The following is a 25,611-nucleotide window of genomic DNA, read 5'->3' on the forward strand; positions in this document are numbered from 1 at the left end:
CGCCGGTCAAGGATGACGGATATGGATCAAGACGGGCGCCACGGCGCCCGTTGCTTCATCCGCCGCGACCGTCATCACGCCGCCATACGGGCCGACGCGATGAACCCGGCCCGGCGCCAGCGGCACGCTTCGTTCGTCGCGCGCATCGCGCCACGTCACCCGCACCGCCGCGCCGCCGTCCGACGCGAGCGGCGCGCCGTTCGGCCCGACCAGCGCCACCTGCGCACCGGCCAGGCGCCGGCCATGCGCATCGAACCGCAGCGTGGCCGTTGCCGCGCCGCCGGCCGCGTCCCGCGCGTCGACCTGCACGCCCGCCGGGGCATCGAGCGTCACGTCGTAGAGATCGACGAGCGAACCGGCGAACCGCACGACGCCATCCGACGCAGGCTGTCCGGCCGCCATCGCGTTCGGCATGGCATTCGACATCGCGAACACGACACCGAGCCCGAACACCATCGTCCGCACGACGCCGGCACCCGCTGCCGTCGCCGATGCCGATCGCTTCGCGTTGTTGCGCATGTTCCCTCTCCTCTGCCGCGTGACCGAAAAAACGGGCGGCGTGACGCATCGGTCACGCCGCCCGTGTGCTGGCAATTACTGTAAGGAGAGCGGCCCGGACAATATATGGGACAAGTCCTAAACTGCAGCCGAATTGATCGAACTCAGCGCAGCCGACACGGCCCCGCGGCCCGATGCGACCGAAGTCGCACGCCCGTCACGCGTCCGGATCGACGCGCAGCACGAGCTTGCCGCGATGGTCGCCGTCGAACAGGCGGTTCAGCACGTCGGGCGCGTTTTCGAGACCGTCGGCCACGGTTTCCTCGGCCTTGAGCCGGCCGTCGCGCAGCCAGCCCGCGAGCGTCTGCACGGCTTCGCGGCTCTTGCGGTAATCGAGGATCAGGAAGCCGCGCATCGTCAGCCGCTTCGAGATCAGCACGCCGACGTCGTCGGCCGCGCGGCCGCTGTTGTAGTTCGAGATCACGCCGCACAGCGCGACGCGCCCGCCGATCACCATCCGCGACAGCACCGCGCGCATCACCTCGCCGCCGACGTTCTCGAAGTTCACGTGCACGCCGTCCGGCGTCGCCGCCTTCAGTTGCTGGCGGAAATCGTCGGCCTTGTAGTCGACGGCCGCGTCGAAGCCGAGCGTCTCGGTCAGGTAGCGGCACTTGTCCGCGCCGCCCGCGATGCCGACCACCCGTGCGCCGTGAATCTTGCCGATCTGCCCGGCGATCGAGCCGACCGAGCCGGCCGCCGCCGACACGACGAGCGTTTCGCCCGGCTGGACCGGCGCGATGTCGGTCAGCCCGTAGTACGCGGTCAGCCCGCTCATCCCGCACGCGCCGAGCAGCGTCGGCAGCGGCAGGCCCGACTGCGCGGGCAGCTTCACGAGCTGCGCGGCCTGCTCGGCCGGCACGACCGCATAGTCCTGCCAGCCGACGAGCCCCTGCACGAGCTCGCCTTCGGCGAAACCCGCATGGCGCGACGCGACCACGCGGCCGATACCGAGCGCGCGCATCACCTCGCCGATCGCGACGGGCGGCAGGTACTGCGGCACGTCGCTCATCCACACGCGGTTGGTCGGGTCCATCGACAGATACAGCACGCGCACGAGCACCTCGCCGTCGGCGAGCGCCGGCACCGGCGTCTCGACGAACGAGAAGTGTTCGCGGCCGACCCGCCCTTCGGGGCGCGTCTTCAGCAGCAGTTGGCGATTCACGGGTGTCGACATGATGTTCTCCTCCAATCGTCGTGGTTCGGGATGCGTGTCAGACCGCGCACATGCCGCCGTCGATCACGAGTTCGGCGGCCGTCACGAAGCGGCTCTCGTCGGATGCGAGATACACGGCCGCGTGGGCGACGTCGTCCGGATCGCCGAGCCGGCGCAGCGGAATGCCGCGCGCGAGCTTGCGCGTCGCGTCGCGTTCGCCGAGCGACTGGAACAGCGGCTCGACGATCCCCGTGCGGATGAACGCCGGGTGAATCGAATTGCAGCGCACGTCGATCTCGCGGCGCGCACAATCGATCGCGACCGACTTCGTCAGCGACGCGACCGCCGCCTTCGACGCGTTGTACGCGGTGAAGTCCGGCTCGACCTTGAACGCCGCGACCGACGAGATGTTGACGATCGACGCGGGATGGCTCTCGGCCAGGTACGACAGCGCATGCTTGCAGCCGAGCACGATGCTCTCGACGTTGATCGCCATCACGCGCCGCCATTCGTCCAGCTCGATTTGCGCGGGCGAACCGATCGAGCCGACGCCCGCGTTGTTGACGAGCACCGACAGCCCGCCCATCGCGTCGGTCGCCTGCGCGAGCAGCACCTGCCAGCGCGCTTCGTCGCGCACGTCCTGGGTCGCGGCGAACGCGACCGGCGCCGCACGGCCCGCATTGAGTTCCTGCGCGAACGCATCGAGCACCGCCGCTTCCGCGATGTCGGTCAGGAACACGCGCGCACCCTGCTCGACCATCCGGCGCGCGATCGCACGGCCGAGGCCGCCCGCGGCGCCCGTGATGTATGCGCACTTGCCGGCGAGGCGCGGAGAAACGATTGTCATGTGACCTGCTCCTGTCGTGAATCGTCGTCGCGCAACGCTGCCGCGACGGGGTTTGCGTGCATGGTCCAGCCGACCTGGGCCGGTCGCCGGTGCGCCGACGCGGCGACGCAACGCACGGTTTCCGCGAGTATATCGAGATGGCCGCGACGCAAGCCGGACCGGCCGCGCAGCTTGCCTGCGATAAAACGACAGCCAGCGTACGCGAATGCTGCCGATCGATGAAATGAATCTTCGTTATGCCCGGTCATAGGCATCGTTCATGACTTGCGCGTACGGTGCCCGTGCGCAAACAGCCGGATGCGGCCGCTCGGACGGATTGCGTCGGCCAGTCGATCAACGGGAGACGGACGTTGCGTTGCGCACGAAGAAGAATGCAATCGGGAAGACGAGCCGGCGTGGCATCGTGCCATGCGCCGGAAAACGCCGGACGAACGCCGGCGGCAAGAAGGCGGCGAGGAGGCGCCAGAGCGGCCGCCATCGGCGACCGTCAGAACCCGTCGCCCGACGGCGCGCGCACGAACGCGCAGAGCTGCGGCGAATGCGTGTCGATCATCCGCTGGAACGGTGCACGGTGCCCGTACGCGATGCCCGACACGAGCAGCAGGCAAACCGCCGCGACGCGCGGCGAAAACGCGCGCTGCCGCGCGCCGTCGTAGCCGCGCAGGAACACCAGCGCGACCAGCGCGCCGAGTATCCAGCCGACGACGACTTCCGGCACGGTGTGCGAATGATCGAACACGCGTGCGACGGCCGTGACCGCGCCGACGGCCAGCCCGACCGCGATGCCGGGCGCCTTGCCCGGCCGGAACGCCTGCCACAGCATCGACAGCGCGACCGTCCACACCGACGTCGACAGCATCGTATGGCCGCTGATCACGCGGAAATCGAATTGCGGCAGCTCGATGCCGCATCCCGCATAGAGGATTTTCGTGGCGCCGACGACGCCCATGCCGGCGGCCAGCAGCACGCCCCAGCGGGCGGCGAGACGCCAGTCGGTCAGCGCGAGCCATGCCGCGCAGGTCAGCGCGATCGGCAAGGTCAGCGCGGCATCGCCGATGTTGCTGATTTCACTCCACATGACGGACTTCGGGGACGATCGAAAGGCCGCAGTTTACCGCAAGCGCGCAGCGCACCTGTGTCAGCCTGTGACAGGCTGTATCAGCCCGCGACACCGGTAATCAACAGCAGGTTCGTGCTGGTGATCACGGCGAACAGCGCCCATGCGGCCACCTGCATCCCGCGGCCGATCGCATGTTCGCCCATCGTGCCGCGATCGCTGACCGAGCGGATCAGCGGCCACATCGCGAACGGCAACTGCAGGCTCAGCAGCACCTGGCTCCATACGAGCAGCTGCCCGACCGAGCCGTCGCCGAGCCACAGCACGCCGATCAGCGCCGGCACGAGCGCGAGCCCGCGCGTGATCAGCCGGCGCTGGTAGCACGGGATCTTCGTATGCAGGAAGCCGTCCATGATGACCTGGCCGGCGATCGTGCCGGTGAGCGTCGAGCTCTGCCCCGACGCGAGCAGCGCGATGCCGAACAACAGCGCGGCCGCGCCGCCCGCGATCGGCGTGATCAGCCGGTACGCCTGCTCGATGTCGGTCACGTTGTGCTGGCCGGTCGCATGAAATGCCGCACCCGCGACGACGAGGATCGCCGCATTGACGAGCATCGCGACGAACAGCGACACGCAGGTATCGATGCGCACGAGTGCGAGCGTGTCGCGGATCACGCCGCGCGCGCCACCGACGACGTGCCGCGTCTGCACGACCGACGAATGCAGATACAGGTTGTGCGGCATGATCGTCGCGCCGACGATGCCGAGCGCGAGCACGATCGCGTCCTTGCGATCGTGGCCGGGATCGCCCGGCACGAGCCCGCCGACCACCGCATGCCAGTCGGGCGGCGTGATCGCCACCTGCGCGACGAAGCAGAACGCCATCGTCGCGATCAGCCCGAGCACGATCGCCTCGATCTGCCGGAACCCCTTGCCCTGCAGGCCGAGCACGATCACCGTGTCGAGCGCGGTCAGCACGACGCCCCACGCGAGCGGCACGCCGAGCAGCAGCTTGAACGCGAGCGCGCAGCCGAGCACTTCCGCGATGTCGCACGCGATGATCGACACTTCGGCGGTGATCCACTGCACGACGCGGCCGACGCGCCCGTAGCGGTCGTAGCTGGCTTGCGCGAGATCCTTGCCCGCGACGAGGCCGAGCCGCGCCGCGAGCATCTGCAGGAAGATCGCCGCGAGGCTCGAGAACGCGACGACCCACAGCAACGCATAGCCGAACTGCGAGCCCGCCTGGATATCGGTCGCCCAGTTGCCGGGATCCATGTAGCCGATCGCGACCAGCAGGCCGGGGCCGAAAAAACGCCTGAGCTTGCGCCAGCGCGGCGCGGCGGCGTCGATCGTGATGCTGCCCTTTACTTCCGACGGGCAGAAAGGGGCGGTGGCGGTAGTGGGGAGGAAGGGCATGGAAACCGGGAATCGAGATCGCGACACGACGATTCTACGGGTATCCGGCCCGTTTTCCCGCGCTCGGCCGCGCATGCGTCGCAACCCGCCCCGTCGCCGTCGCAACATGCGGCGGCGCGGGCGTCATCTGAATCGGGCGACGCGGCGCCGTGCGCGAGGATTTTTTCCCGCTCGGCGACGCGAAATTCGGTCGGCGACATCAACAGGCGCTGGCGAAACAGCTTCGCGAGCCGCTCGCCGCTGCCGAACCCGGTGCGCCGCGCGACCTTGTCGGCCGGCAGCGTCGTATGGATCAGCATGTGGCACGCACGTTCGAGCCGCACGTGCTGGACGAACTCGGTCGGCGTCACGCCGATTTCCTTCTTGAAGCGCCGCAGGAAATTGCGCTCGCTCATCGCGGCCGCCTGCGCGGCGTTCGCGATCGAGACGCGGTTCACGCTCTGCGCGCGCAGCCGCTGCGCGGACATCCGGATCGACGGGCTCGCGCTCAGTTCGCGGAACGCCCACATCGACTGCACATAGCGCTGCTCGACCGGCCGCATCATGTTGCTGGCGATCTCCTGCGCGGCGCTGTCGCCGAGGTCGGCGCGGAACATGTCGAGCGCGGCGGCAAACACGTCGGTTTCGCCGGCCCGCGATTCGATCGTCGTGGCGGCCCGGCGCCCCGCCCGGCCCGGCCGCCCGTCGATCGACGACGACGGCCGCCGCGTCGCGGCGAGCGCGGGCAGATCCATCGCGTCGACGATCCAGCGCGCATGCCGGCGAATGTCGGTCAGGCGCCGTTGCAATGCGTCGTCCCAGTTGACGGCCGCCCGGTCGCCATGAAGATGAAAGAACGCGAGCGCACGGCGGCTGTGTTCGTCGCCGAGCGGATCGGCCGCGATTCTCACGCCGGACGACGACTGCAACAGTCCCCCGCTTTCGGATACGTACTTGAGCTGATAATCCGCGCCGTACCCATGCAGGCGATTCGCCAGGTTGAAGGCTTCGCCGAGACGCGCGGCCTGGGCCAACGAAAACCCCGTACTCAAATAGATAACGACCCACCGCTGATCTGCTGCATTCACTGGCCAAGCCCCCGACTTGTTCGACTTCTTCTAATACCGTCGAACTGTCAGGCTTATATTTGGTTTGAATGCGTGCGACAGGACGGCTATCCCGAAATATGAAGCGACGGCATCTTAGCCGAACGGGTAGTGCCTTTGGCGCGAAATGGCCGACGGGGACAGCATGATGGCGGATTACTACAGGCTGCCGTGCGCCGCCGGTAAGCCGGCACGGAATCGCGCATCCGATGCGGCCAACCATCGCGGCCGTCATGCATGACGACGTGCTGTTCGATGGCGTCGCGCAGCGGTCGAGCGGCCGCTCCCGTATCGGCGCGAACGGCGTCGACACGCATCGAACGCGCACGATCGGCGCGTATGCCGAGCCGTGCATCCGTTGCCTGCGCATCCTTTAGAATCGATCCGTCCTTCACCACGCCGCCCGCGCTCCGTGCCCGCCGATCACCGTCTCGACCTGAACCTGTTTCGCGTGCTCGACGCCGTCTACGTGCATGGCGGCATCGGCGCGGCCGCCCGCGCGCTGCATCTGACGCAGCCGGCCGTCACGCATGCGCTCAACCGGCTGCGCGCGCATTTCGACGATCCGCTGTTCGTGCGCCAGGGCAATCGGGTCGTGCCGACCGAGCGCACGCGGTCGATCATCGCGGACGTGCAGCGGCACCTGAAGGGCCTGCAAGGCACCGCGCGCGATCCGTCCGCCTTCGATCCCGCGACGCTCGACCTGAGCATCGCGGTCGGCATTCGCGACGTGCTCGAATCCATCGCATTGCCGCGCATCGTCGCCGCGTTCGCCGACGAAGCGCCGGGCCTGCGGCTCGTCAGCCGTCGCATCGCGGTGCCCGACATCGAACGCGAACTGGCGTCGGGCAATCTCGACGTCGTCGTCGATCGCCGCGTGCCGACCGGCGCGCGCATCGCCACCGAACACCTGCTCGACGATTCGCTCGTCGTCGCGATGCGCCGCGATCATCCGCTCGCGCGCGACCCGCTGCGACGCGGCGACTATTTCGCGGCGCAGCATATCGCCGTGTCGTCGCTCGGCGCGCCGCAATCGCTCGACGTCCTGCTCGGCAACGACGGGCGCTTGCGCGACATCCGGCTCACCTGCCAGCACTATTTCGCCGCCTGCCAGATCGCCGCGGCCGGCAATCTGCTCGTCACGCTGCCGCACACCTATGCGCGGCGCATGGCCGCGCTGCTGCCGATCGCCGTGCGGCCGCTGCCGCTGCGGCTCAAGCCGTTCCCGCTGCTCGCGTACTGGCACGAGTCGCGCGACACCGATCGCGCGCATCGGTGGGTGCGCGAGCGCATCGCCGCGCTCGTGCGCAGCAGCGCCGGTATCGCCGACACGTAGCGGTGCGGCACGCGAGCGCGACGGTATGCTGGCGGCTGCGCGCCGCCGCACGGCGCCCTCTTTCCTCGATCCGCTACCGGAGATTTGCCATGTCCCTCATCCACGCCGCCGCCGTCCTCGATGCCGACGCGCCCGACTACGTCGTCCAGTTGCAGGCCGGCACGCATGCGCTGACCGGCGACGAAGCGCCGCGCGAAGGCGGTCAGGATCGCGGGCCGGCGCCATACGCGTTCGTGCTGGCCGGGCTCGCGCAATGCACGGCCGCGACGCTGCGCATGTACATGCAGCGCAAGGCATGGCCGGCCGCGCGCATCACGGTGCGCACAGAGTTGCATGCCGATCGCGAAGGCGTGCAGTACGTGCGCCGCGTCGTGACGCTCGACGGCCCGCTCGACGACGCGCAACGCCAGCGTCTCGCGGAAATCTGCGAGAAGACGCCGGTCACGCAGTTCATCAAGCGCGGCACGCGGATCGACACGACGTTGAACTGACGCACGCGGCAGGCCGTATGGCCGGCCGCCTGAAAAACGAAACGGGCGGGCCGCGCATCCGGCGCGACCCGCCCGTTCGTCGATCCCGCCCGGCGCTTACAGTCCGAGCGCGGACAGGTCCAGCTTGCCGTCCTTCATCGGCGGGCACCAGAAATACGCGCCCGTCAGCGGCCGCGTGAAGCGGAACAGGCCGTCGACGATCCCGTCTTCCGCGCCGCTCATCCGGCGCATCTGCACGTCGAACGCGCGGAACGAGCAGCCGAACGCGACGAAATAGAGGCCCGCGCGGCGCGCGTCCGACCACGGCGACGAACGGCGCAGCATGAACGCCTCGGGCTCGAAGCTCTCTTGCGCGGTGCGCTTCACGTGCGCGAATTCGGGCGCGTCGTCGAGTTCCTCGTTGTCCGAACGGCGGCGCCCGATGATGTGATCCATCTCACCCGACGGAATGCGCTCCATCCGGTCGAAATCGTGCACCCACTGCTGCACCGCGACGAAGCTCGAACCGTCGAGCCCCGCGCCCTGCCCCGTCACGATCGCTGCGGCGATCGCGTCGTCGCCTTCCGGGTTCTCGGTGCCGTCCTCGTAGCCGGACAGGTCGCGATCGTTCGAATAGCGGAAGCCGTCGACGGCGTCCTGCAGGGCGAACGCCGGCGCGAGCGCGCGTTCGATCGCCCGCGCGCGCAGCACGATCTCGCCGCGATCGTCCGAGCGCAGCCAGACCCACACGTCGGCCGGCGTCGCCGGCAGCGTCCGGTCGTTCACCGCGAACGCCGGATAGTCGGTCAGGCCCGGCACCGGATGTCCGAGATAGGCAGCCAGCGCGTGCCCGAAGCCGACGACCGTGTCGCGTCCGTCGACGATCTCGCGCAGCGCGGCCAGCGCCGCGGCGATATTGCCGTCATTCGACATCGTGAAAGTGAGGTATCGCGCTGCCGTATCGATCGGAGCCAGGATGCCTTGCTGAACGTCGCTCATCGTTTCCTCGGGAAGGGTTCGGAGTGGATCCGGGCGGGCGCGCGTCGTCGCGCGCCGCGGACGCCGAAGTGTAATCGATGCGCCCGCCGCGGCCCGTGCCCGCCATCGCGCAACGTACGCGAAAAGGGGCCAAAACCCTGAATACTAACCGTATCGACGCTGCAACGCCGCATTCGTCAGACATTGCGGCGCGCGCGACACTCCTGATAAAATCGCTGCACGTCTTTTCGGCGTCCTTTCAACCGTTCACTTCAGGGAGGTGCAGATGTTCCGAATGCCAGCAACCTTCCCGAACGTGGTCTCACGGCGCAGTTGATCCAGCCCGCCGTCCGCGCCGGCTCCCGAGTTTTCCGCTGACCCGTCAGCCGCGCTTTTCCCGACAGCCCGTTTCGTTCCGCCCGCGTGTTTCGCGCGGTCCGGCTGTTGCGTTTTCGACGTTCTCCGAACCGGAAAGTCCCGTCGCGCGACGCGCCGGGCAACGATACATGACCAGAAAAACCTCCCATCTGGGCGGCCATGCATTCCAGGCCGTCTTCGGCTTCACCCTCCGTTACTGGCGCAAGCAGCCGGTGCGCATCGCCGCGGTCGCGAGCCTCGCGCTGCTCGCCGCGCTCGCCGACGTCCTCACGCCGCTGTTCGCCGGCCGCCTCGTCGACGCGCTGTCGAGCGGCCTGACCGACCGCGCCGCCGCGTGGCATTCGGCCCTCGTCGCGTTCGCCACGCTCGCCGGGCTCGGCATCGGCGCGACGGTGCTGCGTCAGGGCGTCTACCTGAACATCATCACGCTCACGCTGAAGATGATGAGCGAGATCGCCGCCGCGTCGTTCCACCGCGTGCAGCGCTTCTCGACCGACTGGCACGCGAACAGCTTCGCGGGCTCGACCGTGCGCAAGATCACGCGCGGCATCTGGGCGCTCGACCTGCTCAACGACACCGTGCTGATCGCGCTGCTGCCGTCGGTCGCGATGCTGGTCGGCGCGACCGTGCTGCTCGGCACGCACTGGCCCGTGATGGGGCTCGTCGTCGGCGCGGGGTCGCTGCTGTACATCGCGGTGACGGTCGCGGTGTCGCTCGGCATCGTCGCGCCGGCCGCCCGGCTCGGCAACCTGTGGGACACGCGCATGGGCGGCGCGCTCGCCGATGCGGTGAGCTGCAACGCGGTGGTCAAGGCGTTCGGCGCGGAAGCGCGCGAGGAAGCGCGGCTCGCGCGCGTGATCGGCAAGTGGCGGCAGCGCACGCGCCGCACGTGGGTGCGCGGCACGTTCAACGGCGGGTTGCAGGGCGCGATGCTCGTCGCGATGCAGGCCGCGATGATCGGCGTCGCCCTGCGGCTGTGGATGAACGACGAGGCGAGCGTCGGCGACATCGCGTTCGCGCTGACGATGTTCTTCATGCTGCAGGGTTACCTGCGCGACGTCGGCATGCACATCCGCAACCTGCAGCGCTCGGTGAACGACATGGAAGAACTCGTCGCGCTCGAACGCCAGCCGCTCGGCATCGACGATCGCCCCGGCGCGCCGGCCATCCGGATCGGGCAAGGCGAGATCCGCTTCGAGCACGTGACGTTCCGCTACGGCAACCATCCGGTGCCGCTGTACGACGATTTCTCGATGCGGATCGCGCCCGGCGAACGCGTGGGCCTCGTCGGCCATTCGGGATCGGGCAAGACGACGTTCATCAAGCTGATCCAGCGCCTGTACGACGTATCGGGCGGCCGCATCACGATCGACGGCCAGGACATCGCGCAGGTGCGGCAGGATTCGCTGCGCAGCCAGATCGCGATCGTCCAGCAGGAGCCCGTGCTGTTCCACCGCACGCTCGCGGAGAACATCGCGTATGCGCGCCCCGACGCGAGCCGCGCCGACATCGAACGCGCCGCGCGCCTGGCCAGCGCGCACGACTTCATCGCCGCGCTGCCGGACGGCTATGACACGCTCGTCGGCGAACGCGGGATCAAGCTGTCGGGCGGCGAGCGCCAGCGCGTCGCGATCGCGCGCGCGTTCCTCGCGGATGCGCCGATCCTGATCCTCGACGAAGCGACGTCGAGCCTCGACAGCGAAAGCGAGCTGCTGATCCAGCAGGCGATGGAGCGGCTGATGGTCGGCCGCACGACGCTCGTCGTCGCGCACCGGCTGTCGACCGTGCGCGCGCTCGACCGGCTGCTGGTGCTCGATCGCGGCAAGGTGATCGAGGAAGGCAACCACGACGCGCTGATCCGCATCGACGGCGGCATCTATCGCCGGCTGTTCGAGCGGCAGGCGCTGGAGCTGGCGAAGGGGCTCGCCGATTCGCCGCGACGCACGGCGGATCGCGATGCCGGGCCGCTGGGAGAGCCGGCCGAGGTTTGAGGCAGGCGCGTCGCGACCTGGCCCGGCGGCGCGGTCATCGCCGCCGGGCCTCGCGGCGGCAATCGGTTCCGGATCGAGGCCGTGCCATGCGCACGGCCTTTTTTCGTGTCCGCGGCGTTGGCTCGGCGGCGCCGGACCGCGCGCCGCGCGTGTCCGCCGCCGGGATCACTTATCATGTCGGCCAGGCAATTCGCGACGAAAGGCAGACCATGTTTACAGGCATTGTTCAGGGCGTCGGCACCATCGACGCCATCAAGGATCACGGCGAGCTGAGGACCTTCAGCATCGCATTCCCCGAGCGGTTCACCGACGATATCGAGATCGGCGCGAGCGTGTCGGTCGATGGCGTGTGCCTGACGGTGACGACCATCCATTCGCCGGTGCTGATCGACTTCGACGTCATGCTGCCGAGCCTGCGAATCACCACGCTGGCCGAGCTCGCGACCGGCGCGCGGGTCAACGTCGAGCGGGCCGCGAAGGACGGCGCGGAGATCGGTGGGCATCCGCTGTCCGGCCATGTCGATTTCACGGGGACCATCGTGCACATCGCATCGTCCGAGCACAACCGGATGATCCGCATCGGCGTACCTGCCGAGTTCAAGCGCTATGTGTTCGCGAAGGGCTACATCGCGATCAACGGCTGCAGCCTCACCGTGTCGGACGTCAATCGCGACGAAGGCTGGTTCGACGTCTGGCTGATTCCCGAAACGCGCCGCGCGACCACGTTCGATGCGAAGGGCGTCAACGACACGGTCAACATCGAGATCGAGCGCAGCACCCAGGTCGTCGTCGATACGATCCGGGAATCGGTCAAGGAAACGCTCGGCGAATTGAACGGCGTCGTCACCGCGCTGCTGGCGGAAAAAGGCATCGATATCGAGGAACTGCTGGCGCGCAACGTCGCGCGGCTGCCGAAGCAGTAACGGCCGATTGCCCTAGGTGATCCGCTGGATCACCGAGTAGCGGCTGCCGTCGGAAAACACTTCGATCCACGGTTCCGATTCCTCGAACGTCCAGAGGACGAAATCGAGATCGATCGGCTCGTCCCCGTCATCGGGCCACGGCATGTTCCATCCGCCCGCGACGGCCACCACCCCGCCCGTGTAAAGCGGGCATTGCACCATCCACTCGCGCACGTAGTCATGCGCGGCGGCGCCCTTGAAGTTGTCGTTGAATCCCCAGTCGCGCTGCCAGCCGTGCGCGTCGAGATAGGCGTCGATCGCCGCGGAGCCGAAGCGGAACACCGCATCGACCGGCGGCAACGACGTTGCGTCGGATCGGCGCAGCGGGCGATCCGAGCGGACGGGCTGCGTGGAAATCTCCACGCGGCCGCCTGCGCCGCTTTCGTCGAGATACACGTTCAGCCAGGCGCCGTCGCGCTCGACGGAAATGCACAACGCGCCGGCATCGATCCCATGCCAGTAGCCGGCAACGGGTTCGCCGTCGGCCGCGAATCGGTACGCATGGCATGGCCGGGCCATGCGCGCCGCTTCGGTCAGAAAGTCGTCCAGCGTCATCCGATGCCTCCGTTGTTCGAGCGTTCCCGGTATCGTATCGCGCCGCCGCGAGCGAACGACGTCGACCGCGGTCGCACCTCACTCCGCCGCCACCCGCGCCCCCTTCCCCACCGCCACGCGCTGCGCGCGATAAATCCCCGCGGGTCCGGAGAACAGATACGCGACGACGCAGGCGACGATCGCATACACGCCGATATCCGCGCCGAACAATTCGATCGCCATGATCGTCGACGCGATCGGCGTGTTCGCCGCGCCCGCGAACACCGCGACGAAGCCGAGCCCCGCGAGCACCGGCACCGGCAGCGCCAGCACCTGGCCGAGCGCATTGCCGAGCGTCGCGCCGATGTAGAACAGCGGCGTCACCTCGCCGCCCTTGAATCCCGACGCGAGCGTGACCACGGTGAACGCGAACTTGCCCGCGAAATCGTAAAGCGGCAGCGGGCCGCGAAACGCGGCCTCGATCGTCGGGATGCCGAGGCCGAGATACTGCGGCACGTTCAGCACGGTCGCGGCCACGGCGACCAGCAGGCCGCCGAGCACCGGCTGCAGCGGCGCATGGCGGATCGCGCGGCGAAACCACGCGGTCAGCGCATGCGTCGCGAACGCGAACAGCCGTCCGACCACGCCGAACGCGATGCCCGCGACGACCGTCACGGCCAGCCCCGTCGCCGATACGGCCGGCACGAACGGAATCGCATAGGCCGTGTGATGGACGCCCCACGCACGGCACACGGCGTCCGCGACGATCGCCGACGCGACGCAGGCCAGCAGCGCGTCGTATCGCACGCGCCCGATCGCGAGCACCTCGAGCCCGAACACGGCGCCCGCGAGCGGCGTGCCGAACACCGACGCGAAGCCGGCCGCGATGCCGCCCATCAGCAGCACGCGGCGATGCTCGCGATCGAGACGAAACAGGTGCGTGACGCGATCGGCGAGCGCGCCGCCCATCTGCACGGCCGTGCCCTCGCGGCCGGCCGACCCGCCGAACAGGTGCGTGACGACGGTCGCGACGAGCACGAGCGGCGCCATCCGCTTCGGCACGAGCGCCTTCGGGTCGTGAATCTCGTCGATCAGCAGGTTGTTGCCGCGCGCGACCGACTGGCCGAAGCGATGGTAGATCCAGCCGGTGGCGAAACCGGCGGCCGGCAGCCCCCACAACAGCCACGGATGCGCGACGCGCGTGCCGGTCGCCCAGTCGAGCGCGATCAGGAACACGGCGGAAGCCGTACCGGCCAGCGCGCCGAGCAGCGCGGAAAGCGCGAGCCAGCGGCACACATAGCGCAGGGTCGCGAAAAGATCGGCAGAAGTCGTGAAAAACATGATTTCCAGATTCGACGGAACATCGAAACCTGGGCGGCAGAACGCCGGATGGACGGCCTGCGACCTCCTGACGACCCAGGAACACGCAGGCATCATCAGCCGGGCAAACCGGCGGTTGAGGGCCGCACCGCGCGCGCCACGCGCCGCGAACGACCGCAGGGAGGCATGCCATCTCCGCAGGCCGCGATTGTACGCGACGCCGCGCCGCGCACGCAACGCAGACGCCGGCGCGCCGCGAAACGACGGCGCCTGGCCGGTGCGCCGTCAGTCGCGCGGCGCGAGCGCGAGCCGCGCGATCAACTGCGGCGCGATCTGATCGAGCGGCAGGATCGCCGACGCCGCGCCGATCGCCGCGGCCGCCTTCGGCATCCCGTACACGGCGCTGGTCGCTTCGTCCTGCGCGATCGTATAGCAGCCCTTCGCGCGCATCGCCTTCAGGCCGAGCGCGCCGTCGCGTCCCATGCCCGTCAGCAGCACGCCCAGCGCATCGCCCTGCCAGCCGTCCGCGACGCTGTTGAAGAACACGTCGATCGACGGCCGGTACGGCGTTTCGGCCGGATGCCGCGTATAGCCGAGCACGCCGCGCGGCGACAGCGTCAGATGGTCGTTGGTCGCCGCGAGCAGCACCTCGCCCGCTTCCGGCACGCTGCCCTGTCGCGCGACGCGCACCGGCAGCCGCGTATAGCCGTCGAGCCATTCGGCCATGCCGTACGCGAATGCCTGGTCGACGTGCTGGACGATCACGATCGCGGCCGGAAAGTCGGCCGGCAGCGCGCGCAGCAGCGCGGTGAGCGCGGTCGGCCCGCCCGCCGACGCACCGATTGCAACGAGCGTCGGCTGTCCGCGCGCGGGCGCCGGCCCCGGCGGCACGAGCGCCGCGGTGCGGCTTTCGAGCAGCCGGCCGATCTGGTCGATCTTCGCGAGCAGCGCCTGCGGCGACGCATCGGTCGACAGCCCGAGCGCGAGCGTCGGCGTGTCGACCGCGTCGAGCGCGCCGGCGCCCATCGCCTCGTACACCGACGACGTGTTCGCGCTGACGCTCGCCGTCACGATCAGGATCGCGCACGGCGCGCGCGCCATGATCCGGCGCGTCGCGGCGACGCCGTCGACCTTCGGCATCACGAGATCCATCAGCACGACGTCGGGCGGATGCGCGACGCAGAAATCCACGGCCTCGTCGCCATCGGTCGCCACCCACAGCACGCGATGGTCCGCGCGCAGCGCGATCACGCGGCGCAGCGCCTCCACGGCCAGCGGCAGATCGTTGACGATGCCGATGTTCATCGGTGCGCGCCCCCGATCAGGTCGTGCACGGCATCGAGCAGCGCCTCGTCGTGGAAGCTGCTCTTCGCGAGATAGTAATCGGCGCCGGCATCGAGCCCGCGCCGGCGATCCTCGTCGCGATCCTTGTACGACACGATCATCACCGGCACGCGCTTGAGCATCGGGTCGCTCTTGATCAGCGTGACGAGTTCGATGCCGTCCATGCGCGGCATGTCGACGTCGGTCACGACGAGATCGAACGCATCGCTGCGCACCGCATTCCACCCTTCCATCCCGTCGACCGCGACCGTCACGTCGTAGCCGCGCTTTTCCAGCAGCTTGCGTTCGAGCTCGCGCACCGTCAGCGAATCGTCGACGACGAGCACGCGGCGACGCCGGTCGGCGAGCGCGAGTTGCGGATCGCGCGTGAGCCGTGCGAGCTGGCCGCCGCGCACGAGCTTGTCGACCGAGCGGATCAGGTCCTCGACGTCGACGATCAGCACCGGGTCGCCGTTCTCGAGCAACGCGCCGGCCGCGATGTTCTGGATCTTGTTCAGGCGGCTGTCGAGCGGCTGCACCACGAGCATCCGTTCGCCGAGGAAGCGGTCGACCGCGACGCCGTACAGCTCGGGTTCGCCGCCGACGACCACGACCGCGGTGGTGGCGCGCGCGACATCGGGCTCGCCCGCGTCGAGCAACTGGTGCGCGGCGACGAGACCCGCGCGCCGGCCGTCGAACGGAAAATGCGGCTGCCCTTCGAGCACGTCGATGTCGTCGTGCGCGAGTTCGAGCGTGCGGCGCACGTGCGCGAGCGGAAACGCATACGGCTCGCCGCCGACCTCGACGAGCAGGCTGCGGATCACCGACAGCGTGAGCGGCAACTGCAGCACGAAGCGCATGCCGGCGCCCGGCTCGTTGAAGATCCGCACCGCGCCGCGCACGCCGCGCACCATCTCCTGCACCGCGTCGAGGCCGACGCCGCGCCCCGATACGTCGGTCACCGCATCGCGCATCGAGAAGCCCGGCAGCAGCAGGAATTCGAGCAGTTCGGGATCGGACAGCCGCGCGGCCGTCTCGTCGTCGGTCAGGCGCTGGCGCACGACGGCCGCGCGCAGCGCATCCATGTCGACGCCCGGCCCGTCGTCGATCACGCTGACGAGCAGCGAGCCCGCGCTGTGGCGCGCCTCGAGCGTGACGCTCGCCTCGGCCGGCTTGCCGCGCGCTTGACGCGCGTCGGGCGAATCGACGCCGTGGTCGATCGCGTTGCGCAACAGGTGGCCGAGCGGCGCGTCGAGCAGGTCGAGGATGTCGCGATCGACCTGCGTGCCTTCGCCGACGATCGAGAAACGCACCTGCTTGCCGAGCGAGCGCGCGAGATCGCGGACGATGCGCGGATAGGCGCGCGTCGCGTCGCCGAACGGCCGCATCCGGCATTGCAGCGCCTCGTCGTACAGTTGCTCGGCGATATGCGTGCTGCGCCGCTCGAAGCGGTCGAATTCGTCCATGCGCTCGGCGAGCGAGCGCTGCAGGTCGTTGAGCATGTGTCGCACTTCGTTCATCGACGCGAGCATGCCGGCGTCGAGATCGTCGGCGTACTGCTCGTACATCAGGTCGAGCGAACGGGCCGCGTCGCGCTGCGCGCGCTTCACGCGCAGCATCGATTCGGCGAACGGCTTGAGCCAGCGCGATTCGACCAGCGATTCGCCGGACAGGCTCAACAACCGGTTCAGCGTATCGGCGCGCACGCGGCGCATCGCACCGGCGCCCGCCACGCGGCCGGCCTGAACCGGATCGGGCGGCGTGCCCGACACGGCGAGCGGCGGCATCGCGGCACTTGCCCCGACCGGCTCGTTCGCGGCGCCGTCGTGTTCGCGATACGGCACCAACGACGGCGGCACCGGCGGCGGCACGGCGGCCGGCGCCTGCATCGTCTGCGCGCCGTCGGCGCCCGTCAGCGCCGCCGCGAACCCGTCGATCTCAGTCTGCGACACGGGCTGCCCCTGCGGATCGCCGACGCGCACCAGCAAATCGACGCCGGCCAGCAGCACGTCGACGTGCGTGGCCGTCAGCGCGATCGTGCCGGCCTGCGCGGCGACGAAGCATTCCTCCATCCGCCCGGCGATCTCGACGCCGAGCGGCACGCCGACGATGCGCGCGGCACCCTTCAGCGAATGCGCGGCGCGCATGCACGCTTCGAGCGCGACGGAATCGGGCTCGCCCGATTCGAGCGCGAGCAGCCGCTCCGACAGCGCCTGGGTCTGCGTGCGCGTCTCCTCGCGATACAGCTCGAGCAGCGACAGGTGGCTCAGGTCGTCATCGCCGCTCATCGCATGCTCCGTGTCACGGCGTCGAACAGACGATCGTCGTCGAGCAGCCCCACCGACTTGCCGCGCCACGACAGCACGCCGCGCGACAGGCCGGCGCTCGCGCGCCCGACCGTGGCAGGCACCGGCACCCAGTCGGAGGCGCCGAAGCGCAGCACGCCCTCGACCTCGTCGACCGGAAACACGACCGGTTCGCCCTGGTGCGCGGCCACCAGCAGCCGCGTGAAACGGCCGTCGTCGCCACTGCCGCTGCCGGTCTTGCCGGCATCGAGGCCGAGCAGCGCACCGATCGAGATCGCGATGCGCAGCGTGCCGCGGATGTTGACCACCCCGCGCACGGCCGAATGGCGGCGATGCGGCAGGGAATGGATCGGGCGCGTGCCGGCGATCTCGCGCAGCACGCCGATCGGCAGCGCGAGCCATTCGTCGGCCACCCGGAACGCGAGCGCCGCATGGCGCGTATCGCCGTCGTCGTCGCGCGCATGCGCGGTGCCGAACGCGCTCATCCGGCGCGTGACGTCCGTCATCTCGGCGACGTCGAGCGGACGCTCGAGCAGCTTCGCCGCGTGACTGGCGTAGACCGGGCAGTTCAGGCAGCGCAGGCAGTCGTTCAGCCGCTCGCACGAGCGGTCGCCGCGCGTGCCGATCCGGTTCCAGCAATCGTCGACGTCGAGCGTCGCGTCGTCAGTGGCAGCGGCGGCGCGGTTCATGAATTCCTCTGGTCATCGCGGTGTCGGTCCCATTCCCGTCGTCGTGTCAGCCGGCCGAACGCCGGGCGCGTTCGAGCAGCCATTGCGCGCCCGCACGATCGCCGCCGACGTCGAGCAGCGTCGCGAGATGCGTCAGCGCCTCGTGATGCGTGGGGCGCAGGTACAACGCCTTCCGGTAGAAGTCGCTCGCCTCCGCGGCGCGCCCACGCGCATCCGCGATCAGTCCGTTCAGGTAGAACGCGTCGGCATGCGGGCCGACGCGCGCCGAGAACTGCGCGAGCACGCGCTCGGCCTCGTCGAACGCGCCCGCGTTCGCGAGGGCCTGGGCATCCTCCAGCGTCGGCGCATCCTCCAGCGTCGGCGCGTCGTCGATCGTCGGGGCGATGCCGTCGTAGGCCGGCGCGGCCGCCACGGCGGTTGCGACGGCAAGCTCGGCCCGTGCGTCGATTGCGGCCGTCGGCACGGCCGGCGCCGCCGCGAACGGCTGACGCCCGTCGCCGAGCCAGGCGGGCGGCTCGACGGCCGCCGGGTGCAGTGCGGCGAGCGGTGCGACCGTGACGCGCTCCGCGCGCCGGTACGGCGTCGCCGCGGACAGCGGTGCAACCGGCCGGGCCGCGCATGCATCGGCCGCCGCCGCGCCGGCCGACTCGCGATGAAACGCGAACGCCAGCGGCACGCGCGCCGAGCGCATCCCGTGCCGCATCGCGACGCCCGTCTCCGCCGGCCCGACGAACAGCATGCCGTCATCGGCGAGACGCGCGTCGAGCGAGCGGATCACGCGATCCTGCGCATCGCGGTCGAAATAGATCAGCACGTTGCGGCAGAACACGAAGTCGTAGCGAATGCCGTTGTCGGCCACCGGTTCGACGAGGTTCGCGTGACTGAACTGCACGCACGCGCGCACGCGCTCGTCGAGGAGCCAGCCGTCGCGGGTCGGCGTGAAATACCGCGTACGAAACTCCGTCGCCGTTCCGCGAAACGCATTGCGTCCGTAACAGCCGAGCCGCGCCTGCTCGATCGCGCGCGCGCTCAGGTCGATCGCGTCGATCGCGAAGCTGGCCGGCTCGAGCCCCGCATCCAGCAATGCCATCGCCGCCGAATACGGCTCCTCGCCCGTCGAGCACGGCGCGCTCAGCACGCGGATCACGCGGCCGGGCATCGCGGCGAGCCGTTCGGCGGCCTGCCGCGCGAGCGTGGCGAAGGCTTCGCGGTCGCGGAAGAACCACGTCTCCGGGACGACGAACAGCTCGATCAGCGCGCGCCGTTCGTCAGCCGACGCGTTGAGGTGCTGCCAGTACGCGTCGAGCGCTTCCGGCGTCACGGTCGCCCGCGCGGCCGACGGCACGCGCTCGCCGTCCGCCTGCACCGCATGCACGCGATCCGTCAGCGCCCGCATCAGGAAATCGTTGCCGAGCGAATCGGGGTCGATGCCGGTCTCGCGCAGCAGCCAGCCGCGAAATCGCGATTCGGACGCGTTCATGCGGATTCCTCCCCGTGGCCCGACAGGCCGTCGAACAGATACAGGCGGGCAACGTCGTCGATCAGGTCGGACACGGAGATCTGCTGCACGACGCCGTCGGGCGTGTTCGCGACTTGCCCGAGCCAGCGCGTGCGCGCGGTGGAGACGCCGCTGGCGCGGAACGCCGCGCGGTCGATCCGCATCGTCTGCGTCGCACGCTCGACGATCAGGCCGATCGTGCGCTCGCCACCGGCGTGACCGGCGCGATGGCGGACCATCACGAGCCGCGTCGAGCGCAGCGCCTGCGCGCGCCGCCCGAGCGCCAGCATCGGTACGTCGATCACCGGCACCGGCTGGCCGCCGCGCATCAGCAGCCCGGCGATCCAGTCGGGCGCGCCGGGCACCGCCTTCGTGACGGCGAGCGGCAGCACCTCTTCGATGCCGGCCGCGTCGAGCGCATAACGCTCGCCGTCGAGCTCGAACATCAGGAACAGCGCGTGGGCGCCGTGCTGCGGATCGGCGCGCGTCACGCGTCGACCTTGAAGCGCGACACGCTGGTGCGCAACTGGTTCGCGACGAGCGTCAGGTCGTCGATCGCCTGCGACGACTGGCGCAGCGACTCGGCCGTCTGCTGCGCGGCTTCCGACAGCTGCGACAGCGCCTGCGTGATCTGCTCGGCGCCGTTCGCCTGCGTCTGCATCCCTTCGTTGACCATCTGGAAGCGCGGCGCGAGCGTCTGCACCTCGGCGATGATCTGCGACAGCTGCCCGCCGACCTGCTGCACGTCGAGCATCCCGCGGCGCACTTCCTCGGAGAACTTGTCCATCCCCATCACGCCCGCCGACACCGCCGACTGGATCTCCTTCACCGTCTGCTCGATGTCGTAGGTCGCCACCGCCGTCTGATCGGCCAGGCGGCGGATCTCGGTCGCGACGACCGCGAAGCCGCGGCCGTATTCGCCGGCCTTCTCGGCCTCGATCGCCGCGTTCAGCGACAGCAGGTTGGTCTGGTCGGCCACCTTGGTGATCGTCGCGACCACCTGGTTGATGTTCAGCGCCTTCTCGTTGAGGATCGCGAGCTTCGCGTTCACCGAGCCGGCCGCATCCATCACGCTGCGCATCGTCTCGCCCATCCGCGTGAGCCCGCTCTGGCTCACGCCCGCGAGCGTCGCCGACTGCTCGGCCACGCCGGCCACCTCGTTCATCGTGCGCAGCAGGTCGCGCGACGTCGCGAAGATCTCGCGCGAGGTCGCGCCGATCTCGGTCGTCGTCGCCGCGGTTTCGTTCGCGGTGGCCTGCTGCTCGCGCGACGTCGCGGCGATCTCGGCCACCGACGTCGTCACCTGCATCGACGACTGCTGCGCGCGCGAGACCAGCTCGGTCAACTCGTCGGCCATCCGGTTGAAGCCCGTCTCGAGCGTGCCGAATTCGTCGCGCCGGCGCAGGTCGAGGCGACGCGTCAGGTTGCCGGTGCGCATCACGTCGTGCACCTCGACGAGCCGCGCCATCGGTACGGTGACCGAACGGTACAGCCCGTAGCCGAGCCCGAGCGCGGACAGCAGCACGAACGCGAGCGCGGTCGCGAGCACGATCTCGGTGTCCTGCACCGATTCGCGGATCAGCTTCGCGGATTGCTCGGCGAACTTGCGGTTCTCCTGCACCAGCACGTTCGCGTTGCGCACGACCTCGGTCCACGCGGGCAGCACCTTCGCGTAGGCGGCGACCGCCTCGTCTCGCGACGCGCGGCTCTTCCGCATCGCGTCGTTCAGCAGCGGCACGTAGTGATCGTAGGCGCCGCGGAACGCCGCGAAGCGCTGGCGGTCGTCGTCGCGGAACGTCGTGTTCTGGTAGTCCACCGACAGCGACTCGATGTCCTTCAGCACGTCGGGGATCCTGGCGAGATCGCGCTGCACGGTTTCGGGTTCGGTATCGACGAAGGTCGCCTGCTGCAGCAGCGTGAACGATTCGTTGACCGAGCCGCGCAGCGTCGACGCGAGGTAGACGCCGGGCAGCGAGTCGCGCTCGATGCTGACGGCTTCGGCGTTGATCGCGCGCAGTCGCTCGTACGACACGCCGGCTGTCACCAGCATCAGCACGAACAGCACGCCGAAGCTGAGCAGGATGCGATTGCCGAGCGTCAGCCGGGCGGCGCCGATCGTCGGATGCAGGCTTTCATTGGTCGTGCGGGGCGTCACGGTGGCCATGTTCGTTATGGGCTTTCTAAATTCAGCGTTGAAAAAATCCGCGCCCGCCTGCGCGCCGGATGGCGCGCCACGAGCGCATCGGGGTCTCGCGGGCGGCGCGGCGCCGGCAGGCCGCGCCGCGAAATCACCGCTCCGCTTGCGCCGGCAGCCGAAGCGCGACCATGAAGCCGCGCGCCGTATTGCGCATCAGGATCTGGCCGCGATGCCGAGCCGCCGTCGCGCGGACGAACGCGAGGCCGAGGCCGAAACCGCTGCGCGCCGCGCCATGCGCGGATTCGAGCTGCACGAACGACTCGGTCGCGGCCGTGCGCTGTTCCGGCGCGATGCCGGCGCCGGCATCCTCGACGCCGATCAGCCAGGCGCCGTCGTCGCCGCTCAGCGTGCACTGTACGTCCATCCCGGCCGGGCCGTACTTCAGCCCGTTGTCGATCAGGTTCGCGACCGCGCGCGTCAGCATCATGCGGTCGCCCATCGTCACGCACTCGGTATCGGGCACGTGCGCGATCACCCGGCAGCCGAGCCCGGCCGCCTTCTCCCACAGCTGGTCGACGGCGTCGAGCACGATCTCGTTGAGACTCACGACCTCGGGCGCGCGGCGCTCGGACTGCGCGCGGGTCAGGTGGATGAAGCCGTCGGCGAGCGCGAGCGCGCGCCGCGCGTGGCCGGCGATGCGCTCCATGATCGCCGGCATGTCGCCGTGTTCGGCCCGGTAGACGTCGAGCAGCGCGAGGATCGACGTCTGCGGCGAGCGCATGTCGTGCGACAGGAAATCGAGCGCCTCGTCGCGCTGCCGCGACATCAGGTACGAATTCGAGTGATAGCGGATGCGCGCGGTCAGCTCCATCGCGTCGGGCAGCTTCACCAGATAGTCGTTCGCGCCGGCGATGAACGCCTCGCGCTTGACGATCGGCTCCTCCTTCGCGGACAGCACGATGATCGGCACGCGTGCGGTGCCGGCGTCCGCGCGCCACGCGCGCACGAGATCGAGGCCGTCGATCTCCGGCATCACGAGATCCTGCAGGATGACCGTCGGCTTCACGTCGCGCGCGACCGCCATCGCCCGATGTGCATCGGTGCACACGTGCAGGTCGATGTCGTGCTCGCTGCGCAACGCGCGACGGATCACCTCGCCGACGAACGGCTGGTCGTCGACCAGGAGGACCGATAACCCCGATTCGAGGCAATCCGAGGCATTATCACTGCTCGATTCTTTCATAAATACAGTTTCAAACGCCGAATCTCCAATCGATTCTTTCATAGGAGTTGTTTATCCGACTTGGACACTATCTTATATTGGCAGTTGTAAAACCCGCCTGATTTCGCCGATTTGGCCTGTCGGCACTGCCTTGCAGGGCTTCGGACGCCGCTTGTTTCCCCGTCGACGACCGCATTACCTCCGCATTCTTTCTCTCAATAAACATAACCGGCTGATTCTAAATGAAATTAGAACACAGCATCTATCTCCTTCCGGTTTAGTTTTGCCAAATATGCAGAAAGAGACGGAAACAGATAAATCAGATCATTTCCGGATTCGAAAGACGATAACGTTTGCGGGACCGCGCCGACGAGGTTTGCATGCGCTGCAAGGCTCGGCGTCGGTCATATTGAGGGCCGGATTCGGATGCACCGAATCGGCAGGTGGGACGGGACAAATCGCGCGACGGGTCGCTCGACCCGCGCGCGTTTCAGGGCCGGCAGAACGCCGACCCGTGCGATTCGCGAGCTGGCCGCCCTAGCCGCGCGCGTGCTGCGCGGACACTTCCTGCAGGTCGAGGTCGCGTTCGAGCGTGTGCAGCATCTCGTCGTGGATGCGCCCGGACCGGTGCAGGCGCAACAGTTCGGCGCGCCCGGCCCGGATCGCGGCCAGCACCACGTCGTAGTGCGCGGCGCGTACTTCCGCCGGGTACGCGGGCTCGTTCTTCGAGCGTTCGGTCAGCTCGGCGCGATACGTGTATTGCTCGAGCAGGCGCGGATGGATCACGATGCCGTTCTCGTCGCGCACGAGCGGCTGGATCGCCGCGAGTTGCGCGGCCTCGACGTACGCCCACGTCTGCGGCTCGCTCAGATGGTGCGCGGCGCGCTCGTCGCGCTGCGGCATGCGCAGCAGCCGGATCAGCGGCCCGATCGTCGTGCCCTGCAGCAGCACCGTGACGAGAATCACCGCGAACGATGCGACCAGGATCACGTCGCGGCCGGGCAGCGCCTCGGGCAGCGACAACGCGATCGCCAGCGTCACCACGCCGCGCATGCCGGCCCAGCTCATGACCGTCGCGGCCTTCCAGTCGGGCGCCGGCCCGCGCCGCGCGAGGCCGCGCACCGGCCACTTCAGCGCCTCGACCGCGTAGATCCACACGAAGCGCGACACGATCACCGCCGCCAGCACCGCGAGCACGGGCTCCACCATCGTGCCGAGCACCTGCTCGAAGCCGCCGAGCCGATGGATCGCGCCGCGCAGCGACAGCCCGATCAGCACGAACACCATCGCCTCGAGCAGGAACACGATGACCTGCCAGAACGCGGTGCCGCGCGTGCGCACGGCCGCCGAGAACACCTCGTGCTGATGCCAGCCGACGATCATGCCGGCCGTCACCGTCGCGATCACGCCCGACACCTCGACCATTTCGCCGGCGATGTACGCGATCCATCCGGCGATCACCGCGACGGTGATCACGAGGTAGTCGTCGTCGAGCAGCTTCAGGAACCACACGACGAGCTTGCCGATCACGAAGCCGACCACCACGCCGCCGAGCCCGAGCTCCGCGAAGCGCACGACCGCGTGCTCGAGGCTGAACGCGCCGGTGAGCGCGGCCGCGACCGCGAAGCGGAACAGCACGAGGCCGGCCGCGTCGTTCAGCAGGCTCTCGCCTTCGAGCAGCACCATCAGCCGGCGCGGCAGCGCGACGCGTTCGAGCACGGCCTTCGCGGCGACCGCGTCGGGCGGCGACACGATCGCGCCGAGCGCGAAGCACGCGGCCCACGGCAGCGCCGGCAACACCCAGTGCACGGCGAAGCCGACGGCGAACGTCGTGAACACGACCGCGCCGATCGCCAGCATCAGAATGCCGCCGACGTTGCGCTTGAATTCTTCCCACACGGAGAAGTACGCACCGTCCATCAACAGCGGCGGCAGGAACACCAGCAGCACCAGTTCGGGATCGAGGTTGATCGGCGGCAGACCGGGGATGAACGCGATGCCGATGCCGCCGATCAGCAGCGCGGCCGCGGGCGGCAGCCGCAGCCGCTTGGCGATGCATTCGAGCGCGACGATCGCGAGGAATGACAATAGAACCAGCTTGAATGCCGAGACGGGGGACATGAATCGACCTCGTGAAGAATGAATTCGCGCTTTCCGGCGTCGTACCCCGGTCGGCAGTTTCGCGCGATTACATCACGAGGCGAGGCCCGTAGTCGAGCCTGTTTCCGGCGGCCGCGCAGGGTACGCGGGGGACGCGCGCGGCGCCGTGCCGCCCCGCGCGCCGCCATGAAAAACGGCACGCGGGCCGGCCCGATCGCCCGCCCGCGTGCCGTCGCGGCGCCACGCCGC

The 25,611-nt window shown here is 69.2% G+C and carries 22 protein-coding genes and 1 riboswitch; of the genes, 5 read left to right on the forward strand and 17 right to left on the reverse strand.

Features of this window, described 5'->3' with window-relative positions; all coding sequences use genetic code 11:
* Positions 1–6: 6 nt before the first annotated feature.
* The 6 genes from WS96_RS30885 to WS96_RS30910 form a co-directional block, all read right to left on the reverse strand.
* Entirely contained in the window at positions 7–519 is a 513-nt protein-coding gene (locus WS96_RS30885) for a hypothetical protein (protein WP_059837639.1), read from the reverse strand.
* A gap of 196 nt (positions 520–715) precedes the next feature.
* Positions 716–1,732: an NADP-dependent oxidoreductase gene (locus WS96_RS30890; RefSeq protein ID WP_059837864.1), complete on the reverse strand. Its 1,017-nt coding sequence runs from the start codon at positions 1,730–1,732 to the stop codon at positions 716–718.
* Between the two features lie 37 nt (positions 1,733–1,769).
* Entirely contained in the window at positions 1,770–2,558 is a 789-nt protein-coding gene (locus tag WS96_RS30895; protein WP_059837641.1) for an SDR family oxidoreductase, read from the reverse strand.
* Positions 2,559–3,045: 487 nt separating this feature from the next.
* A complete protein-coding gene (locus WS96_RS30900; protein WP_059837643.1) occupies positions 3,046–3,636 on the reverse strand; it encodes a phosphatase PAP2 family protein in 591 nt (196 codons plus the stop codon).
* An 80-nt stretch (positions 3,637–3,716) separates the two neighbouring features.
* Positions 3,717–5,033 (reverse strand): Nramp family divalent metal transporter, encoded by a 1,317-nt coding sequence (locus WS96_RS30905; protein ID WP_059837645.1) that lies wholly within the window; start codon positions 5,031–5,033, stop codon positions 3,717–3,719.
* The gene (locus WS96_RS30910; RefSeq protein ID WP_059837647.1) at positions 4,982–6,046 is read right to left on the reverse strand and encodes a helix-turn-helix domain-containing protein; all 1,065 of its coding nucleotides are present in this window, start codon (positions 6,044–6,046) and stop codon (positions 4,982–4,984) included. The genes WS96_RS30905 and WS96_RS30910 overlap by 52 nt, the downstream gene beginning before the upstream one ends.
* A gap of 281 nt (positions 6,047–6,327) precedes the next feature.
* On the opposite strand from WS96_RS30910, the gene WS96_RS34270 reads away from it, so the two are divergent.
* The 3 genes from WS96_RS34270 (at position 6,328) to WS96_RS30920 (ending at position 7,945) form a co-directional block, all read left to right on the forward strand.
* Complete coding sequence (locus tag WS96_RS34270) at positions 6,328–6,495, forward strand: hypothetical protein (protein ID WP_156443714.1); 168 nt, start codon at positions 6,328–6,330, stop codon at positions 6,493–6,495.
* A gap of 35 nt (positions 6,496–6,530) precedes the next feature.
* Positions 6,531–7,454 carry a LysR family transcriptional regulator gene (locus WS96_RS30915; RefSeq protein WP_059837649.1) on the forward strand — a complete coding sequence of 308 codons (924 nt, stop codon included), beginning with the start codon at positions 6,531–6,533 and terminating at the stop codon, positions 7,452–7,454.
* A gap of 89 nt (positions 7,455–7,543) precedes the next feature.
* Entirely contained in the window at positions 7,544–7,945 is a 402-nt protein-coding gene (locus WS96_RS30920) for an OsmC family protein (protein WP_059837651.1), read from the forward strand.
* Positions 7,946–8,041: 96 nt separating this feature from the next.
* On the opposite strand, the gene WS96_RS30925 is transcribed toward WS96_RS30920, so the two are convergent.
* Positions 8,042–8,923 (reverse strand): Dyp-type peroxidase, encoded by an 882-nt coding sequence (locus WS96_RS30925; protein ID WP_059837653.1) that lies wholly within the window; start codon positions 8,921–8,923, stop codon positions 8,042–8,044.
* A 485-nt stretch (positions 8,924–9,408) separates the two neighbouring features.
* On the opposite strand from WS96_RS30925, the gene WS96_RS30930 reads away from it, so the two are divergent.
* Together WS96_RS30930 and WS96_RS30935 are read left to right on the forward strand one after the other, a co-directional pair.
* Positions 9,409–11,271, forward strand: a complete 1,863-nt coding sequence (locus tag WS96_RS30930; protein WP_059837655.1) for an ABC transporter ATP-binding protein — start codon at positions 9,409–9,411, stop codon at positions 11,269–11,271.
* A 209-nt stretch (positions 11,272–11,480) separates the two neighbouring features.
* Entirely contained in the window at positions 11,481–12,194 is a 714-nt protein-coding gene (locus WS96_RS30935; protein ID WP_059837866.1) for a riboflavin synthase, read from the forward strand.
* Between the two features lie 12 nt (positions 12,195–12,206).
* Here WS96_RS30935 and WS96_RS30940 read toward each other — a convergent pair whose 3' ends face one another.
* The 10 genes from WS96_RS30940 to WS96_RS30985 all read right to left on the reverse strand — a co-directional run bounded on the left by WS96_RS30940 (position 12,207) and on the right by WS96_RS30985 (position 25,383).
* The gene (locus tag WS96_RS30940; RefSeq protein ID WP_059837657.1) at positions 12,207–12,788 is read right to left on the reverse strand and encodes a hypothetical protein; all 582 of its coding nucleotides are present in this window, start codon (positions 12,786–12,788) and stop codon (positions 12,207–12,209) included.
* Positions 12,789–12,866: 78 nt separating this feature from the next.
* The gene (locus WS96_RS30945) at positions 12,867–14,108 is read right to left on the reverse strand and encodes a voltage-gated chloride channel family protein (RefSeq protein ID WP_059837659.1); all 1,242 of its coding nucleotides are present in this window, start codon (positions 14,106–14,108) and stop codon (positions 12,867–12,869) included.
* Between the two features lie 79 nt (positions 14,109–14,187).
* Positions 14,188–14,293: riboswitch (Fluoride riboswitch) on the reverse strand.
* A gap of 79 nt (positions 14,294–14,372) precedes the next feature.
* Complete coding sequence (locus WS96_RS30950) at positions 14,373–15,392, reverse strand: chemotaxis response regulator protein-glutamate methylesterase (RefSeq protein WP_059837662.1); 1,020 nt, start codon at positions 15,390–15,392, stop codon at positions 14,373–14,375.
* The gene (locus tag WS96_RS30955; RefSeq protein ID WP_059837664.1) at positions 15,389–17,698 is read right to left on the reverse strand and encodes a hybrid sensor histidine kinase/response regulator; all 2,310 of its coding nucleotides are present in this window, start codon (positions 17,696–17,698) and stop codon (positions 15,389–15,391) included. The genes WS96_RS30950 and WS96_RS30955 overlap by 4 nt, the downstream gene beginning before the upstream one ends.
* Positions 17,695–18,405, reverse strand: coding sequence for a chemotaxis protein CheW (locus WS96_RS30960; protein WP_059837666.1), 711 nt, complete (start codon positions 18,403–18,405; stop codon positions 17,695–17,697). Before WS96_RS30960 ends, WS96_RS30955 begins: the two co-directional genes overlap by 4 nt.
* Positions 18,406–18,451: 46 nt before the next feature.
* Positions 18,452–19,885, reverse strand: a complete 1,434-nt coding sequence (locus tag WS96_RS30965; protein ID WP_059837668.1) for a CheR family methyltransferase — start codon at positions 19,883–19,885, stop codon at positions 18,452–18,454.
* Complete coding sequence (locus tag WS96_RS30970) at positions 19,882–20,394, reverse strand: chemotaxis protein CheW (RefSeq protein ID WP_059784202.1); 513 nt, start codon at positions 20,392–20,394, stop codon at positions 19,882–19,884. The genes WS96_RS30965 and WS96_RS30970 overlap by 4 nt, the downstream gene beginning before the upstream one ends.
* The gene (locus WS96_RS30975; RefSeq protein WP_059837670.1) at positions 20,391–22,067 is read right to left on the reverse strand and encodes a methyl-accepting chemotaxis protein; all 1,677 of its coding nucleotides are present in this window, start codon (positions 22,065–22,067) and stop codon (positions 20,391–20,393) included. The genes WS96_RS30970 and WS96_RS30975 overlap by 4 nt, the downstream gene beginning before the upstream one ends.
* A gap of 124 nt (positions 22,068–22,191) precedes the next feature.
* Positions 22,192–23,325 (reverse strand): hybrid sensor histidine kinase/response regulator, encoded by a 1,134-nt coding sequence (locus WS96_RS30980; RefSeq protein ID WP_059837671.1) that lies wholly within the window; start codon positions 23,323–23,325, stop codon positions 22,192–22,194.
* A 474-nt stretch (positions 23,326–23,799) separates the two neighbouring features.
* On the reverse strand, positions 23,800–25,383 hold the full coding sequence (locus WS96_RS30985) for a Na+/H+ antiporter (protein ID WP_059837673.1): 1,584 nt from the start codon (positions 25,381–25,383) through the stop codon (positions 23,800–23,802).
* Positions 25,384–25,611: the final 228 nt, after the last annotated feature.

It is taken from the genome of Burkholderia sp. MSMB1835 (assembly GCF_001526365.1).
In the GTDB taxonomy this organism is placed as follows: Bacteria; Pseudomonadota; Gammaproteobacteria; order Burkholderiales; family Burkholderiaceae; genus Burkholderia.

Bases quoted from the DNA above. Each gene is read 5' to 3' on its own strand.
- WS96_RS30890 (WP_059837864.1), bottom strand. From the start codon at position 1,732: ATGTCGACACCCGTGAATCGCCAACTGCTGCTGAAGACGCGCCCCGAA.
- WS96_RS30895 (WP_059837641.1), bottom strand. From the start codon at position 2,558: ATGACAATCGTTTCTCCGCGCCTCGCCGGCAAGTGCGCATACATCACG.
- WS96_RS30985 (WP_059837673.1), bottom strand. From the start codon at position 25,383: ATGTCCCCCGTCTCGGCATTCAAGCTGGTTCTATTGTCATTCCTCGCG.
- WS96_RS34270 (WP_156443714.1), top strand. From the start codon at position 6,328: ATGCGGCCAACCATCGCGGCCGTCATGCATGACGACGTGCTGTTCGAT.
- WS96_RS30945 (WP_059837659.1), bottom strand. From the start codon at position 14,108: ATGTTTTTCACGACTTCTGCCGATCTTTTCGCGACCCTGCGCTATGTG.
- WS96_RS30885 (WP_059837639.1), bottom strand. From the start codon at position 519: ATGCGCAACAACGCGAAGCGATCGGCATCGGCGACGGCAGCGGGTGCC.
- WS96_RS30905 (WP_059837645.1), bottom strand. From the start codon at position 5,033: ATGCCCTTCCTCCCCACTACCGCCACCGCCCCTTTCTGCCCGTCGGAA.
- WS96_RS30980 (WP_059837671.1), bottom strand. From the start codon at position 23,325: ATGAAAGAATCGATTGGAGATTCGGCGTTTGAAACTGTATTTATGAAA.
- WS96_RS30935 (WP_059837866.1), top strand. From the start codon at position 11,481: ATGTTTACAGGCATTGTTCAGGGCGTCGGCACCATCGACGCCATCAAG.
- WS96_RS30930 (WP_059837655.1), top strand. From the start codon at position 9,409: ATGACCAGAAAAACCTCCCATCTGGGCGGCCATGCATTCCAGGCCGTC.
- WS96_RS30920 (WP_059837651.1), top strand. From the start codon at position 7,544: ATGTCCCTCATCCACGCCGCCGCCGTCCTCGATGCCGACGCGCCCGAC.
- WS96_RS30955 (WP_059837664.1), bottom strand. From the start codon at position 17,698: ATGAGCGGCGATGACGACCTGAGCCACCTGTCGCTGCTCGAGCTGTAT.
- WS96_RS30965 (WP_059837668.1), bottom strand. From the start codon at position 19,885: ATGAACGCGTCCGAATCGCGATTTCGCGGCTGGCTGCTGCGCGAGACC.
- WS96_RS30940 (WP_059837657.1), bottom strand. From the start codon at position 12,788: ATGACGCTGGACGACTTTCTGACCGAAGCGGCGCGCATGGCCCGGCCA.
- WS96_RS30925 (WP_059837653.1), bottom strand. From the start codon at position 8,923: ATGAGCGACGTTCAGCAAGGCATCCTGGCTCCGATCGATACGGCAGCG.
- WS96_RS30950 (WP_059837662.1), bottom strand. From the start codon at position 15,392: ATGAACATCGGCATCGTCAACGATCTGCCGCTGGCCGTGGAGGCGCTG.
- WS96_RS30900 (WP_059837643.1), bottom strand. From the start codon at position 3,636: ATGTGGAGTGAAATCAGCAACATCGGCGATGCCGCGCTGACCTTGCCG.
- WS96_RS30960 (WP_059837666.1), bottom strand. From the start codon at position 18,405: ATGAACCGCGCCGCCGCTGCCACTGACGACGCGACGCTCGACGTCGAC.
- WS96_RS30975 (WP_059837670.1), bottom strand. From the start codon at position 22,067: ATGGCCACCGTGACGCCCCGCACGACCAATGAAAGCCTGCATCCGACG.